Origin of the sequence: Curtobacterium sp. MCBD17_013 (assembly GCF_003234565.1) — a bacterium.
Lineage (GTDB): Bacteria > Actinomycetota > Actinomycetes > Actinomycetales > Microbacteriaceae > Curtobacterium.
Genome location: NZ_QKTU01000001.1, coordinates 212143 through 226684 on the forward strand (window position 1 = coordinate 212143; position 14542 = coordinate 226684).

Here is a 14542-nt window from a genome sequence, read left to right on the forward strand (position 1 = left end):
AGAAGGAGCACGTGTCCGCTCGGATCCCTCCGGTCCTCCGTCCCGAACACCCGGCCGCACGCCCGCTCGCCGAACTCGTCAACGCGTTCGGCCTGCGCGTCGTCGGTTCGTCGGACGGCATCGAGGTCACCGGCGTGACCCTCAGCGCCGCCGAGGTGCAGCCGGGGGACGTCTTCGTCGGCGTCCACGGAGCGCACCGTCACGGGGCCGAGTTCGCGGCTGACGCTGCCGAGCGTGGTGCCGTCGCGGTGATGACGGACGACGCCGGGGTGGCCCTGGCGGCACCGAGCGGTCTCCCCGTGATCGTCGTCGAGGACCCGCGCGCGGCGCTCGGAGACGTGTCCGCGTGGGTGTACCGCACGACCCAGGACGCCGAGGACCTGCCGCAGCTCTTCGCCGTGACCGGCACGAACGGCAAGACGAGCACCGCCTACCTGCTCGAGGCGGTCCTCGGGCAGCTCGGGCTCGTCACGGGACTCAGCTCGACCGCGGAGCGGCACATCGGGCAGCTCAGCGTGACGAGCCGCCTCACGACGCCGGAGGCGAGCGAGATGCACGCGCTCCTCGCCCGGATGCGTGAGAGCGAGGTGCGCGCGGTCGCCGTCGAGGTGAGCGCCCAGGCCCTCAGCCGACACCGGGTCGACGGCATCGTGTTCGACGTCGTCGCGTTCACGAACCTCAGCCACGACCACCTCGACGACTACGCCGACATGGAGGAGTACTTCCAGGCGAAGCTGCCCCTGTTCCAACCCGAACACGGGCGTCGGGGCGTCGTCTCGCTCGACTCGGAGTGGGGGGCGCGCGTGGTCGCCGAGTCCCGGATCCCGGTCACGACGATCACGGTCCGACCCGAGGTCGAGGCCGAGTGGCGCGTGGAGATCACCGAGGCCGCTGCCGCGTACACCGAGTTCCGGCTCACCGGCCCCGAGGGCCGGTCGTTGACCACCCGCGTCCCGCTCATCGGGTGGCACATGGCCGCGAACGCAGCACTCGCGATCGTCATGCTGGTCGAAGGCGGGTTCGAGCTCGGCGCCATCGAGCAGGCCCTCCGCCACGAGGACGGCACGAGCGGTATCGACGCGTACCTCCCCGGCCGCACCGAGCGGGTCTCCGGCGACGAGGGACCCAGCGTCTACGTCGACTTCGGGCACAGCCCCGACGCCTTCCTCAACACCCTCGCCGCGGTCCGGCAGTTCACGCCCGGCAAGGTGATCATGCTCTTCGGCGCGGACGGCGACCGGGACACGACGAAGCGGGCGGACATGGCCCGTGTGGCCGCGGCGGGCAGCGACGTGCTCGTCGTCACCGACCACCACCCGCGATTCGAGGACCCGGCGTCGATCCGCAAGACGCTCGTCGACGCCGCACGCGAGGCCTACCCGGACCACGAGCTGTACGAGGTCACGCCGCCCGAGGCCGCCATCCGGCACGCCGTGTCGCTCGCCGGCGAGGGCGACTCGATCCTCTGGGCGGGACCGGGACACCAGGACTACCGCGACATCCGCGGGGTCCGGACGGAGTACTCCGCCCGTGACGAAGCACGCGCCGCCCTCCGTGAGGCCGGCTGGACCCCGGGGGAGGCCCGCCGGTGATCGCGCTCACCCTCGCCGAGGTCGCCGCGGCGGTGGACGGCGAACTCGTCGCCGGCGCGCCCGAGCGGGTCATCGAGGGCTCCGTTGAGACGGACTCCCGGCTCGTCGGGCCCGGGTCGGTGTTCTTCGCCCTCGCCGGCGAGACGACCGACGGCCACCTGTTCGTCCCCGCAGCGGTGTCGGCGGGGGCGGCGCTCGTGATCACCGAGCGCGTCACGGCGACCGAGGTGGCGGGCCGGCCGGACGCCGACGTCGCCCAGATCGTCGTCGCGGACGGCTACGCCGCGTTGGCCGCGCTCGCGCACGAGGTCGTCGCCCGGGTCCGCGCCGGCGGCCGCCTGCGGGTCGTGGGCATCACCGGCTCGAACGGCAAGACGAGCACCAAGAACATGCTGCGCACGATCCTGTCCCGGCACGGCGAGACCGTCGCACCCGAGGGCTCGTTCAACAACCACGTCGGCGCGCCGATCTCGATGCTGCGACTCACGCACGACACGCGGTTCCTCGTCGTCGAGATGGGCGCGAGCGGTGTCGGGCACATCGCGAAGCTCGTCCGCATCGCCGAGCCGGACGTCGGGGTCGTCCTCAAGGTCGGACTCGCGCACGCGGGCGAGTTCGGCGGGATCGAGGCGACCCAGCGCGCGAAGTCCGAGATGGTGACCGACCTGCCGTCGACCGCGACCGCCGTGCTCAACATCGACGACGACCGCGTTGCCTCGATGCGCGCGCTGACAGCCGCACGAGTCGTCGGCTTCGGCACCTCCCCGGACGCCGCGTACCGCATCGGGGACCTGACGAGCGACCGGCACGGCACCGCGTTCACGCTGACCCGTCGGAGCACGGACGCGTCGGCGGTGCCGGGAGGCCCGACCCAGGCCGAGGAGACCGTCACCGTCCGCCTCGCCATCCTCGGCGAGCACCACGCCATCAACGCCACGGCCGCGCTCGCGGTCGCCGCCGAGTGGGGTGTCCCGCTCGCCGACGGTGCCGAGGCGCTCGCCACGATGACGCGCGCCGAGCGGTGGCGGATGGAGCTCCTCCACGGCGGCCCGGAGGGCGTCACGGTCGTGAACGACGCGTACAACGCCTCGCCGGACTCGATGGCCGCCGCGCTCCGGACGCTCGCGCAGATCGCCCGTCCGGGCGAGCGCACCGTCGCGGTGCTCGGCGAGATGGCCGAGCTCGGCGAGTACTCCGTCGAGGAGCACGACCGCGTCGGACGGCTCGTCGTCCGCCTCGGCATCGGGCAGCTCCTGGTCGTCGGGCCCGGAGCGCTCCCCATCCACCAGGCCGCCTCCCTCGAGGGATCGTGGGACGGCGAGTCGGTCTACGTCGAGGACGCCGAGGACGCCGTCCGTACCCTGCAGGACATGCTCCGCCCCGGCGACGTCGTCCTGGTCAAGTCCTCGAAGTCCGCCGGTCTCCGACACCTCGGTGACCGCATCGGAGGTGTTCCGGCATGATCGCACTGCTCATCGCCGCGGCGGTGTCGCTCGTGTTCACGTTGCTGCTCACCCCGCTGTTCATCAAGCTCTTCCACCGACTCGGGTGGGGGCAGTTCATCCGCGACGACGGTCCGCAGTCCCACCACACCAAGCGCGGGACGGCCACCATGGGCGGGATCGTCCTGATCCTCGGGTCCGTCATCGGGTACTTCGTGGGGCACCTCGCCGGCCGCGACACCGTGACCCTGTCCGGGATGCTCGTGCTGTTCCTCATGGTGGGGCTCGGCGTGGTCGGGTTCGTGGACGACTTCCTCAAGGTGCGTCGGCAGCGGAGCCTCGGGCTCGGCGGCTGGGCGAAGGTGCTGGGGCAGGTCATCGTGGGCGTGATCTTCGCGACGGTCGCCCTCGTCGTGCCGAACGCGCACGGGCAGTACCCGGCGTCCAAGATGATCTCGGCCGTACGGGACATCCCGTGGCTCGACTTCATGGCCCTCGGCACCGTCATCGGGACCGTGCTCTACCTCGCGTGGATCGTGTTCCTCACGGTGTCCACGTCCAACGGTGTCAACGTCGCCGACGGGCTGGACGGGCTGGCGACCGGGTCGAGCATCCTCGCGATCGCGTCCTACATCTTCATCGGCTTCTGGCAGTACAACCAGGAGTGCGGCGGAGCGCGACTCGACGACAGCGTCGTGCATGCGTGTTACCGGGTGACGAACCCGCTCGACCTGGCGGTCGTGGCCGCATCGATCTGCGGCGGGCTCATCGGGTTCCTCTGGTACAACACGTCGCCGGCGCAGATCTTCCTCGGTGACACCGGCTCGCTCGGCCTCGGGGGCGCCCTCGCCGCGCTCGCGATCCTCAGCCGGACGGAGCTGCTGCTCGTCCTCATCGGCGGCCTGTTCTTCATCGTCACCGGCTCGGTCATCCTGCAGCGGGCCTACTTCAAGATCACCCACGGCAAGCGCATCTTCCTGATGAGTCCGCTGCACCACCACTTCGAGCTCAAGGGCTGGGCCGAGGTCACGGTCGTGGTGCGGTTCTGGATCATCGCCGGACTCTGTGTCGCCGCCGGCGTCGGGCTGTTCTACCTCGAGTGGATCACGAGAGCCAACGCATGACACGACCCACCCGGGCCTCCCGGCTCGACGGTCTGACCAGCTGGCACGCCACCGGATGGCGTGGGCTCCGCGTGGCGGTGCTCGGGCTCGGCGCCACCGGGTTCTCGGTCGCCGACACCCTCGTCGAACTCGGCAGCGAGGTCACCGTGTGGTCCGAGGATGCCCCGGAGGACCGTGTCGAGCTGCTCGGCGTGATCGGCGCGCGGTTCGTGCGGACCTCCCTGGCGACCGTGCCGGACGAGCTCGTCGTCGCCGCCCCGGACCTCGTCGTAGCGTCACCCGGGTTGCCGCCGTCCAACCCGACGCTCGCCTGGGCCGTCGAGCACAGCACGGTCTGGGGCGACATCGAACTCGCCTGGCGCGTCCGCGACAAGGTGGTGCGTCCGAGCGGACCCGCGCCGTGGGTGCTCATCACCGGGACGAACGGCAAGACGACCACGACGCAGCTCACCCAGGCGATGTACGCGGCCGGCGGCTGGCGTGCCGCGGCCTGCGGCAACATCGGCGTCCCCGTGCTCGACGTCGTCCGCGACCCGGACGGGTACGACGTGCTCGTCGTCGAGCTCTCGAGCCACCAGCTGCACAGCATGCCGACGACCGGACCGGGCGCCGTCGTGCCCCTCGCGTCCACGTGCCTCAACCTCGCCGACGACCACCTCGAGTGGCACGGATCCGCCGCGGCCTACCGGGACGCCAAGGCGAAGGTCTACGCGAACACCGTCGTCGCGTGCGTCTACAACGTCGTCGACGAGGCCACGCGGCGCATGGTCGAGGACGCCGACGTCGTCGAGGGGTGCCGTGCGGTCGGGTTCACCTCGGGCGTCCCGGCGCCGGGCGACGTCGGGGTGGTCGAGGACGTGCTGTGCGACCGTGCGTTCCTCGACGACCGGCGGAACGCCGCGCTCGAACTGGCCGCGCAGGCGGACCTCGAGCTCGCCGGCCTCGCGTCGCCGCACATGACGATGAACGTGCTCGCGGCGGCGGCGCTCGCCCGCGCCGGTGATGTGACGCCCGCCGACATCCGTCAGGCGGTCCGGGGGTTCCGTCCCGACCACCACCGCACGGAGCTCGTGGCGGTCGCCGACGGCGTGCGCTGGGTCGACGACTCCAAGGCGACGAACCCCCACGCTGCAACGGCGTCCCTCGCGGCCTTCGAGGACGTGGTGTGGATCGTCGGCGGCCTGTTCAAGGGCGTCGACGTCGACGACCTCGTGGCCCGGTTCGGACCCGAGGTGCGTGCGGCCGTCGTGATCGGGACGGACCGCGCACCGGTGCTCGCGGCATTCGCACGACACGCGCCCGATGTGCCCCTCGTCGAGGTCCTCGCATCGGACACTGAGCAGGTCATGCCCGAGGCGGTCCGGCATGCCGCCGCCGTCGCACGACCCGGCGACACGGTCCTCCTCGCCCCGGCTGCCGCGTCGTTCGACCAGTTCGGCTCCTACGCGGACCGGGGGCGCCGGTTCGCGGCGGCCGTCCACGAGCACCTGGGAGGAGACGCCGATGGCGAACCCGCCGACGACCGTCCGCACGGGGACGACCCGGACCGGGGGCGGTGACCGGTCTGCCGGTGCGGCCGCTCGACGCGCGAACGGGGCCGTGGTCGCGGTCCGCCAGCTGTTCGTCGCCGAGACGGGCGCGTTCTACACGATCCTCGGGGTGACCCTGTTCCTCGTCGTGTTCGGCGTGGTCATGGTCCTGTCCTCGTCGAGCGTCGAGCAGTACGCGGCCACGAAGGACTTCTTCGGGGCCTTCACGCGACAGGGCATGTACGCCGTGATCGGCGTCCCGCTCATGCTCGTCGCATCGCGGCTGTCGGTGCGCTTCTGGCGGAAGTGGGCGATGCGGATCGTCGTCGCGGGCCTGGTCGTGCAGGCGCTCGTCGTGCTCACACCGCTCGGGTACTCGATCCAGGGCAACCGGAACTGGATCCGGATCGGCTCCTTCACCGCGCAGCCGTCCGAGATCCTCAAGCTCGCCCTCGCGCTCGGCATCGGTGCGATCATCTACGCCAAGCGGGACAAGCTCGACGACTGGCGCGAGGTCTTCATCCCCGTGGGGCTCGCGGCGCTCGGCTCGATCGGGCTCGTCCTCGTCGGCAAGGACCTCGGGACCGCGATCATCATGATGCTGCTCGTGTTCGGTGCGCTGTTCATCGGCGGCGCCCGCCTGCGGCACCTCGGGGTGGGCGTGCTCGCGATCGCGGTGGTCGTCCCGTTCCTCACGATGTCGTCGAGTTCGCGGTCGTCCCGGATCAGCGCCTGGTTGTCGGGCTGCACGAACTCGAACCAGTACCAGGACCTCTGCTGGCAGCCCGTGCACGGCATGTGGGCGCTCGCGTCCGGCGGGGTGTTCGGTGTCGGCCTCGGCAACTCGAAGCTCAAGTGGTCGTGGCTGCCCGAGGCGGACAACGACTTCATCTTCGCGATCATCGGCGAGGAGCTCGGGCTCATCGGCGCGATCGTCGTGCTCGTCCTCTTCGTGGTCCTCGCGATCGGGTTCGTCAAGGTGATCCGGACCTCCCGCGACCCGTTCGTGCGGACGGTGACCGGCGCGGTGATGGTGTGGATCGTCGGGCAGGCACTCGTCAACATCGCCGTGGTGCTCGGCCTCCTACCCGTGCTCGGCGTGCCGTTGCCGTTGATATCCGCGGGTGGCTCGGCGCTCATCATGACGCTCGTCGCGATCGGCGTCGTCCTGTCCTTCGCCCGCGTCGCTCCGGACGCCGACACCGCAGTACCCGTGGACGGGCACCTCGTCGCGGCGCAGCGATCCGCGGCGGCCGCGGCGGCGCGTGCCGGCCGGGTCGCGAACCCCGGACGGGGTGCTCGGTGAGCCGCTTCCTCTTCGCGGGCGGAGGCACGGCGGGGCACGTCAACCCGCTCCTCGCCGTCGCCGACCGGCTGCGCGAGCGTCGTCCGGACGACGACGTGCTCGTGCTCGGCACAGCCGAGGGCCTGGAGGCGCGGCTCGTCCCCCTGCGCGGCTACGAGTTGACGACCATCCCGCGCCTGCCGTTCCCGCGCCGTCCGAACGCGGCGGCTGTCCGGTTCCCCGGCGCCTTCCGGCGCACCGTGGCCCACACCGAGGCCCTGATCCGGGATCGCGGCATCGACGTCGTGTTCGGCGTCGGCGGGTACGCGGCCGCGCCGGCCTACATCGCCGCACGGCGGACGGGCGTCCCGCTCGTGGTGCACGAGGCGAACGCCCGTGCGGGGCTCGCCAACCGCCTCGCCGCGCGCTTCACCGACCACGTCGGCACCACGTTCTCGAACACGCGCCTCCCGCACGCCCGCCTCGTCGGCATGCCACTCCGGCGCGAGATCGAGACGCTCGACCGACGCGCCGCCCGCGCCGAGGGGCTGGCCGCGTTCGGTCTCGACCCCGCGCGCCCGGTGCTGCTCGTGACCGGAGGCTCTTCCGGCGCGCGACGGATCAACGAGACCGTCCACCGCGCCGCGGCCGCCGTGCTCGGGGTGGGGTGGCAGATCCTGCACATCGTGGGCGCGAAGTCCGACATCGGCCCCTCGTCGCTCGAGGGGTACCACGTCCTGCAGTACTGCGACCGCATGGACCTCGCCATGGCCGCCGCGGACTTCGTGGTCTCCCGATCCGGCGCGGGGATGGTCTGCGAGCTCACCGCCGTCGGCGTGCCGAGCGTGCTCGTGCCGTATCCTGTCGGCAACGGCGAGCAGCGGCTGAACGCCCGCGACGTCGTCGAGGCCGGCGGCGCGGTCCTGGTGGCGGACGAGGCGTTCCTGCCCGAGTGGGTGACGTTCGACCTGCTCGGGATCCTCCAGGACCGGGCGCGGATCGCGGACATGGCGGTGCGCGCGGGCAGCGTCGGACACCGCGACGGCGCCGATCGCATGACGGACCTCGTGATCGACGCGCTCCGCGGGCACGGCGCGGGACGGACGGAGGAACCATGACCATCAAGCCCGACCTGTCGCAACCGATCCCCGACGACTTCGGCACCGTGCACTTCATCGGCATCGGCGGTTCCGGCATGAGCGGCATCGCACGGATGTTCCTCGCCGCCGGGCACCGGGTCACCGGGTCGGACTCCCGGGAGTCCGCGACGACGGGACGCATGCGCGAACTCGGTGCCGACGTCCGCATCGGCCACGACGCCGCGAACGTCGGTGACGCCGACACGGTCGTCGTCACGAGTGCGTTGTGGCCCGACAACCCGGAACTCCTGGAGGCCCGGCGTCGCGGTCTGCCGGTCATGCACCGCTCGCAGGCCCTCGCAGCGCTCATCGCGGGCCGGCGGCTCGTCGCGGTCGCGGGCGCGCACGGCAAGACGACGTCGACCGGCATGATCGTCACGGCCCTGGTGGAGCTCGGCCTCGACCCGAACTTCGTCAACGGCGGCGTCATCCAGTCCCTCGGTGTCAGCTCGGGCAGCGGTGCGAGTGACACCTTCGTCGTCGAGGCGGACGAGTCCGACGGCTCGTTCCTGCTCTACGACACCGCGATCGCCCTCGTCACCAACGTCGACGCCGACCACCTCGACCACTACGGCAGTGAGGACGCGTTCATCGACGCGTTCGTGACGTTCGCCTCGCGCGCGTCCGAGCGGGTGGTGATCTCGAGCGACGACGCCGGAGCGCGACGCGTCACGGCTGGTGTCCGGGCGACCGCGCACGCACCGTCCATCGTCACGTTCGGTGAGGCCGACGACGCCGACGTCCGCGTGACCGATGTCGTCGAGACCGCGGGCGTGCAGGCCGTGGTCCACGTCGCGGGCGTCGCACACCCCCTGGCGCTGCGGGTACCCGGGCGGCACAACGCGATCAACGCGGCGGGGGCCGTGGCCGTGCTCGTCGGCCTCGGGGTCGACGCGGCCGACGCCGTCCGTGGCGTCGAGGCCTTCGGGGGGACGGAGCGGCGGTTCGAACTGCACGGCACCGAGCGCGGCGTCCGCGTCTACGACGACTACGCGCACCACCCGACGGAGGTGGCGGTGGCACTGCGCGCCGCGAGGAGCGTCGTCGGCGAGGGCCGCGTCATCGCGATCCACCAGCCGCACCTGTACTCCCGCACCCGGCTCATGGCCGGGGATTTCGCCCGCGTCTACGAGGAGCTCGCGGACCACACGGTCGTGCTCGACGTCTACGGCGCCCGTGAGGACCCGGAGCCCGGGGTGACCGGAGCGCTCGTGCAGGAGCGGTTCACGGACCAGTCGCGCGTCGACTACCTGCCGGACTGGTCCGAGGCGGCGGCCCGTGCCGCCGACCTCGCCGAGGACGGCGACATCGTCATGACGCTGAGCTGTGGCGACGTCTACCGGATCATCCCGCAGGTGCTCGCCGACCTGCACGGCGGCCGAGTCGCGGCGGAGGCCCCGGCACGGTGAAGCGTCCCGAGGGGTTCGACCCGGGCTCGCTGCCCGTCCCGGAGCGTCCGGCGCCGCCGCGTGAGGACCGTGCCGCGTCGGACACGGACGCGAGCGCTCGCGGTGGTGCGACACCGGGTGGTGCGACGCCGGGCCGTGCGCCGTCGGACGGTGCGCGGAGCCTCCTGACCGGTGCGACGGGTCAGCGGCTCGGTGCGGGCATCACCGCACTGGCCGGCCGGTTCCGTGCACTGAGCCCGGACGAGGACTTCGTCGACCCCGTGGCGCAGGAGCGCGCCGCCGCGCGTGCCGCACGGGCCGCCGAGGCCGCCGAGGATCCCGACGTCGACCACGAGCGGCCGCTGGGCGCGGGCGTCCGCGCCGCCGAGACCGCTCGCGAGGCCCGCGCGGCCCGCCGCCGTCGTCGTCTGGTGGAGCGCCAGGAGGTCCGTCGGTTCACGCGGCGGAGCCGCCACCGGCGTGCAGCGTGGCTCACATCCGGCGCCGTGCTGCTCGTGCTCGTGCTGTCGGTCGTCGTGGCCGTGTACTCGCCGCTCATGGCGCTCCGGACGATCGAGGTGCGGGGCACCGACCGGGTCGACCGGCAGCAGGTGCTCCACGCGGTGGACGGCCAGCTCGGCACGCCGCTCGCCCGGATCGACTTCGGTGCCATCAATCGGCAGCTCGCCGGGTTCCCGCTCATCGCGAGCTACGTGACCGAGGAGGCTCCGCCGCACACGCTCGTCATCACGGTGACCGAACGCGAGCCGATCGTGGCGGTGAAGACCGGGTCCGGGTACGACCTCGTCGACCCGGCGGGCATCGTCGTCGAGTCCGACCCGAAACAGCCCGCCGGGATGCCGCTCGCGGCGGTGCAGCCGTCTCAGCTCGGCAGCACGGCCTTCCGGTCGATGACCGAGGTCGTGCTGGCGCTGCCCACCTCGGTGCGCTCGACGGTGACGCAGGTGACCGCGAGCACCTCGGACGACGTGACGCTCACCCTGCACTCCGGTGCGAAGGTCGTCTGGGGGAGTCCCGACGACTCCGCCGCGAAGGCGCGGCTCCTCGCGGCGTTGATGACGTCGCAGGCGCCCTCGGGCAAGGTTGAGTACGACGTCTCGGCGCCCGACAACGGGATCGTGCGGCAGCAGCGATCCGCGGGATGATGGGCGTGCACGCCGATTCGCGGGTCGCTCCTGCGACACGCGGCGTGGCGTCGTCCCTCGTTCGGAGGGGCACCCCTAGCGTCGTCAGCAGTACCCATACCAGCAAAATCCCTGAACTTCAACCAGAGGTTGAGGCTTGCTCTCGGAGAGCACTACCGGAGGCCGGACCAACGTGACCACGAACCACAACTACCTCGCCGTCATCAAGGTGGTCGGCGTCGGCGGCGGCGGCGTGAACGCCGTCAACCGCATGATCGAACTGGGTCTCCGCGGTGTCGAGTTCATCGCGATCAACACGGACGCCCAGGCGCTCCTGCTCAGCGACGCCGACGTCAAGCTCGACGTCGGCCGCGAGATCACCCGTGGGCTCGGTGCTGGTGCCGACCCGGAGGTCGGCCGTCGCGCCGCCGAGGACCACGCGGAGGAGATCGAGGAGGCCCTCGCCGGCGCCGACATGGTGTTCGTCACCGCGGGTGAGGGCGGTGGCACCGGGACGGGCGGCGCGCCGGTCGTCGCGCGCATCGCGAAGTCGATCGGTGCGCTCACCATCGGTGTCGTCACGAAGCCGTTCGGGTTCGAGGGCAAGCGCCGTCAGGCGCAGGCCGAGAACGGCGTCGCCACGCTCAAGGACGAGGTCGACACGCTCATCGTCGTGCCGAACGACCGCCTGCTCGAGATCAGCGACCGCGGTATCAGCATGGTCGAGGCGTTCGCGACCGCCGACCAGGTGCTCCTGGCCGGTGTCCAGGGCATCACCGACCTCATCACGACCCCGGGACTCATCAACCTCGACTTCGCCGACGTCAAGAGCGTCATGCAGGGGGCCGGGTCGGCACTCATGGGCATCGGTTCCTCACGCGGCGCGGACCGTGCGATCAAGGCCGCCGAGCTCGCGGTCGCGTCGCCCCTCCTCGAGGCCTCGATCGACGGTGCGCACGGCGTGCTGCTCTCGATCCAGGGTGGGTCGAACCTCGGCATCTTCGAGATCAACGACGCCGCCCGCCTGGTGCAGGAGGCCGTCCACCCCGAGGCGAACATCATCTTCGGCGCGGTCATCGACGACACCCTCGGCGACGAGGTCCGGGTCACGGTCATCGCCGCGGGCTTCGACGGCGGGGAGCCGTCCGGGCAGCAGCAGAAGGACCGCCGGTCGAGCTACGTCGACCCGGACACGACCGCCCCGGTCGCGGCGAGCCACGCGCACGACGAGACCGCTCCGGTCGCCTCCTGGGCGACGCAGGAGCACGAGCCGCCCGTGCAGCGCGCAGCCGACCCGGCGTTCGACGACGACGACGACGAGCTCGACGTCCCCGACTTCCTGAAGTGAGTCGGGTGGACGGGGCCGAGCCGCCCCTCCCGTCCGGGGAACCCGGTCTGGAGGAACGGCTCGGCTCCGTCCGCAACGGCATCGCCGACGCCGCGCGAGCCGCGGGGCGCGGCGTCGACGAGCTGACGCTCGTCGTCGTCACGAAGTACCACCCGGCTGCACTCGTCCGGTCCCTGGCCGCACTCGGCGTCACCGACGTGGGGGAGAACCGGCACCAGGAGGCGCAGGCCAAGGCGGCCGAGCTCGCCGACCTGTCGCTGCGCTGGCACTTCGTGGGCCAGCTCCAGAGCAAGAAGGCGCGGCAGGTCCGTCGCTACGCGGACGTCGTGCAGTCGCTCGACCGGGCCAGTGTTGTCGACGCGCTCGCACCGACGGAGGGCGAGCCGCACCCGCGGGTGATCGACGGCTTCGTGCAGGTGAACCTGACGACCGATCCTGCACGCGGTGGCGCTCAGCCGTCCGAGGTCGACGCACTCGTCGAGCAGGTGCTGGCATCCGGCGGCGTCCGCCTGCGCGGCGTCATGGCCGTCGCTCCGCTCGACGAGGAGCCCCGTCGGGCGTTCGCCCGGCTCCGCGCGATCTCCGAGCGCGTGCGTGCCGTGGCGCCGTCGGCGACCGCGATCTCCGCCGGCATGAGCGGCGACTACCCCGACGCCGTGCTCGAGGGCGCGACACACCTTCGGATCGGGACGGCAATCACCGGAAACCGCCCGGCTCCTCGTTAATCTCGCACTGGACACGCACGAGCACCCACCACCCGGAGGAACCATGGCCCACCCGCTGCGCAAGACGATGGTGTACCTCGGCCTCGCCGACGAGGACGTCGAGTACGACGAGCCGGCCGCCCAGGCCGCGCCCTCCCAGCCGACCGCGGTCGCGACCCAGCCCGCCGTCCAGGCGGCTCCGCCCGCGCCCACCCAGTCACCCGTCGCGTCCGTCGCGACCCAGAACCAGCAGCGCGCGCAGGTGACCCCGCTCCGACGCGCCCACGCACAGAAGGCGACCCCGGTCCAGGAAATGAACGAGATCCTCACCGTCCACCCCCGCGAGTACAAGGACGCGCAGTCCATCGCCGAGAGCTTCCGCGACGGCATCCCCGTGATCATCAACCTCACCCAGATGACCGAGGGCGACGCGCGTCGCATGATCGACTTCGCGAGTGGCCTGTCGCTCGGCCTCTACGGCAAGATCGAGCGCGTCACGAGCAAGGTGTTCCTCCTGTCGCCGGCGCACGTCGCGGTGAGCGGCGAGCCCGCTGAGGTAGAGTCCGACATCGAGGCGTCCTTCTTCGCCCAGTCCTGAGGACCGCTCCCCGCGCGTCCTCCGCCGGGTCCACACCGGCCCCGGTGCCCGCCCCGACCGAACGAGTTGATCAGCCCCGATGGTGTCCCTCGTCGCGAGCATCCTGCATCTGCTGCTCCTGATCTACTTCTTCATGATGTGGGCGCGGTTCGTGCTCGACCTGCTCCGGACCTTCAACCGGTCCTGGCGGCCCCGGGGTGCCGTGCTCGTCATCGCCGAGGTCGTGTTCGGGGCCACCGACCCGCCGGTCCGCGCCGTCCGACGGGTGCTCCCGCCGATGCGCATGGGTGCGGTCGCGCTCGACTTCGGGTGGAGCATCGTGATGCTCCTCGTGATCATCCTGATGGGCGTCACGGAGCGCTTCGCCATCGCCTGACCGCGCGTCCGACCCCGCGCCACACCGGGCGACGCGGGGGGTGCGGCCGACCGGCGGTGTACGGTGGTCGGGACCCGATGCGCGTCACGCGCGCATCCGCACCGGAGGTCACGGCTGGTAGGTTCGGTCGTGACCGTTCGGTTCCACACGATCAGCAGTTCTATTGAGGTGACGGCAATGGCTTTGACGCCGGAAGACGTAGTCAACAAGCGGTTCCAGCCGACGAAGTTCCGCGAGGGCTACGACCAGGACGAGGTCGACGACTTCCTCGACGAGGTCGTCGTGGAACTGCGTCGTCTCGGGCAGGAGAACGAGGAGCTGCGCCAGCGCCTCAGCGCCGCCGAGGCCCGCGCCGCCGAGACGCCCGCGCCGGCCCCGCAGCCCGAGCCGACCCCGGAGCCGGCGCCCGTCGCCGCCGCACCGGAGCCGACGCCCGCTCCGGCGCCTGTCGCCGCCGCCGCCCCCACGACGACCACGACCGACGACGAGACCGAAGGCACCTCGAGCCTCCTGCAGCTCGCCCGTCGCCTGCACGAGGAGCATGTCCGCGAGGGCGTCGAGAAGCGTGACGCCCTCATCGCCGAGGGTCACGCCACCGCCGCGCGTCTCGTCTCCGAGGCCGAGGCGCAGCAGCGCCAGATCCTCGCCGACGCGGAGCAGCAGCAGCGGCAGCGTGTGTCGACCTACGAGCAGGAGCGCAAGCAGCTCGAGGGTCGCATCGAGGAGCTCCGCACGTTCGAGCGTGAGTACCGCGCGCAGCTCAAGAACTACATCCAGGGCCAGCTGCAGGAACTCGACAGTGCGAGCAACGAGCAGCCCAGCGGGTTCCAGCCCGCGCCGGCGTCGGCGCAGGGCTTCGGGTCCAACTGACG

The 14542-nt window shown here is 71.8% G+C and carries 13 protein-coding genes; all 13 read left to right on the forward strand.

Translation table 11 applies throughout. From position 1 onward, the window contains the following. Positions 1 to 11 precede the first annotated feature (11 nt). Positions 12 to 1592 (forward strand): Mur ligase family protein, encoded by a 1581-nt coding sequence (locus DEI81_RS00940; RefSeq protein WP_111008931.1) that lies wholly within the window; start codon positions 12 to 14, stop codon positions 1590 to 1592. Further along, a complete protein-coding gene (murF, locus tag DEI81_RS00945; RefSeq protein ID WP_111008630.1) occupies positions 1589 to 3055 on the forward strand; it encodes a UDP-N-acetylmuramoyl-tripeptide--D-alanyl-D-alanine ligase in 1467 nt (488 codons plus the stop codon). The genes DEI81_RS00940 and murF overlap by 4 nt, the downstream gene beginning before the upstream one ends. After that, entirely contained in the window at positions 3052 to 4158 is a 1107-nt protein-coding gene (gene mraY / locus DEI81_RS00950; protein WP_111008631.1) for a phospho-N-acetylmuramoyl-pentapeptide-transferase, read from the forward strand. The genes murF and mraY overlap by 4 nt, the downstream gene beginning before the upstream one ends. Beyond that, the gene (gene murD / locus DEI81_RS00955) at positions 4155 to 5717 is read left to right on the forward strand and encodes a UDP-N-acetylmuramoyl-L-alanine--D-glutamate ligase (protein ID WP_111008632.1); all 1563 of its coding nucleotides are present in this window, start codon (positions 4155 to 4157) and stop codon (positions 5715 to 5717) included. The genes mraY and murD overlap by 4 nt, the downstream gene beginning before the upstream one ends. Further along, on the forward strand, positions 5662 to 6993 hold the full coding sequence (gene ftsW, locus DEI81_RS00960; RefSeq protein WP_111008633.1) for a putative lipid II flippase FtsW: 1332 nt from the start codon (positions 5662 to 5664) through the stop codon (positions 6991 to 6993). Before murD ends, ftsW begins: the two co-directional genes overlap by 56 nt. Then, on the forward strand, positions 6990 to 8090 hold the full coding sequence (locus tag DEI81_RS00965) for a glycosyltransferase (protein WP_111008634.1): 1101 nt from the start codon (positions 6990 to 6992) through the stop codon (positions 8088 to 8090). The genes ftsW and DEI81_RS00965 overlap by 4 nt, the downstream gene beginning before the upstream one ends. Beyond that, entirely contained in the window at positions 8087 to 9520 is a 1434-nt protein-coding gene (gene murC / locus DEI81_RS00970) for a UDP-N-acetylmuramate--L-alanine ligase (RefSeq protein WP_111008635.1), read from the forward strand. The genes DEI81_RS00965 and murC overlap by 4 nt, the downstream gene beginning before the upstream one ends. Further along, positions 9517 to 10665, forward strand: a complete 1149-nt coding sequence (locus DEI81_RS00975) for an FtsQ-type POTRA domain-containing protein (protein WP_111008636.1) — start codon at positions 9517 to 9519, stop codon at positions 10663 to 10665. Before murC ends, DEI81_RS00975 begins: the two co-directional genes overlap by 4 nt. 172 nt (positions 10666 to 10837) lie before the next feature. Then, a complete protein-coding gene (gene ftsZ / locus DEI81_RS00980) occupies positions 10838 to 11992 on the forward strand; it encodes a cell division protein FtsZ (protein ID WP_111008637.1) in 1155 nt (384 codons plus the stop codon). Further along, positions 11989 to 12717: a YggS family pyridoxal phosphate-dependent enzyme gene (locus DEI81_RS00985; RefSeq protein WP_258368404.1), complete on the forward strand. Its 729-nt coding sequence runs from the start codon at positions 11989 to 11991 to the stop codon at positions 12715 to 12717. Before ftsZ ends, DEI81_RS00985 begins: the two co-directional genes overlap by 4 nt. Positions 12718 to 12760: 43 nt before the next feature. Further along, complete coding sequence (locus DEI81_RS00990) at positions 12761 to 13294, forward strand: cell division protein SepF (RefSeq protein ID WP_111008639.1); 534 nt, start codon at positions 12761 to 12763, stop codon at positions 13292 to 13294. Positions 13295 to 13373: 79 nt separating this feature from the next. Next, complete coding sequence (locus tag DEI81_RS00995; RefSeq protein ID WP_111008640.1) at positions 13374 to 13670, forward strand: YggT family protein; 297 nt, start codon at positions 13374 to 13376, stop codon at positions 13668 to 13670. A gap of 177 nt (positions 13671 to 13847) precedes the next feature. Then, the gene (locus DEI81_RS01000; RefSeq protein ID WP_111008641.1) at positions 13848 to 14540 is read left to right on the forward strand and encodes a DivIVA domain-containing protein; all 693 of its coding nucleotides are present in this window, start codon (positions 13848 to 13850) and stop codon (positions 14538 to 14540) included. Positions 14541 to 14542: the final 2 nt, after the last annotated feature.

What these genes read in the sequence shown, in the direction of transcription:
- murD (WP_111008632.1), top strand. Translation starts at nt 4,155, where the DNA reads ATGACACGACCCACCCGGGCCTCCCGGCTCGACGGTCTGACCAGCTGG.
- DEI81_RS01000 (WP_111008641.1), top strand. Translation starts at nt 13,848, where the DNA reads ATGGCTTTGACGCCGGAAGACGTAGTCAACAAGCGGTTCCAGCCGACG.
- DEI81_RS00995 (WP_111008640.1), top strand. Translation starts at nt 13,374, where the DNA reads ATGGTGTCCCTCGTCGCGAGCATCCTGCATCTGCTGCTCCTGATCTAC.
- murC (WP_111008635.1), top strand. Translation starts at nt 8,087, where the DNA reads ATGACCATCAAGCCCGACCTGTCGCAACCGATCCCCGACGACTTCGGC.
- DEI81_RS00990 (WP_111008639.1), top strand. Translation starts at nt 12,761, where the DNA reads ATGGCCCACCCGCTGCGCAAGACGATGGTGTACCTCGGCCTCGCCGAC.
- ftsW (WP_111008633.1), top strand. Translation starts at nt 5,662, where the DNA reads ATGGCGAACCCGCCGACGACCGTCCGCACGGGGACGACCCGGACCGGG.
- mraY (WP_111008631.1), top strand. Translation starts at nt 3,052, where the DNA reads ATGATCGCACTGCTCATCGCCGCGGCGGTGTCGCTCGTGTTCACGTTG.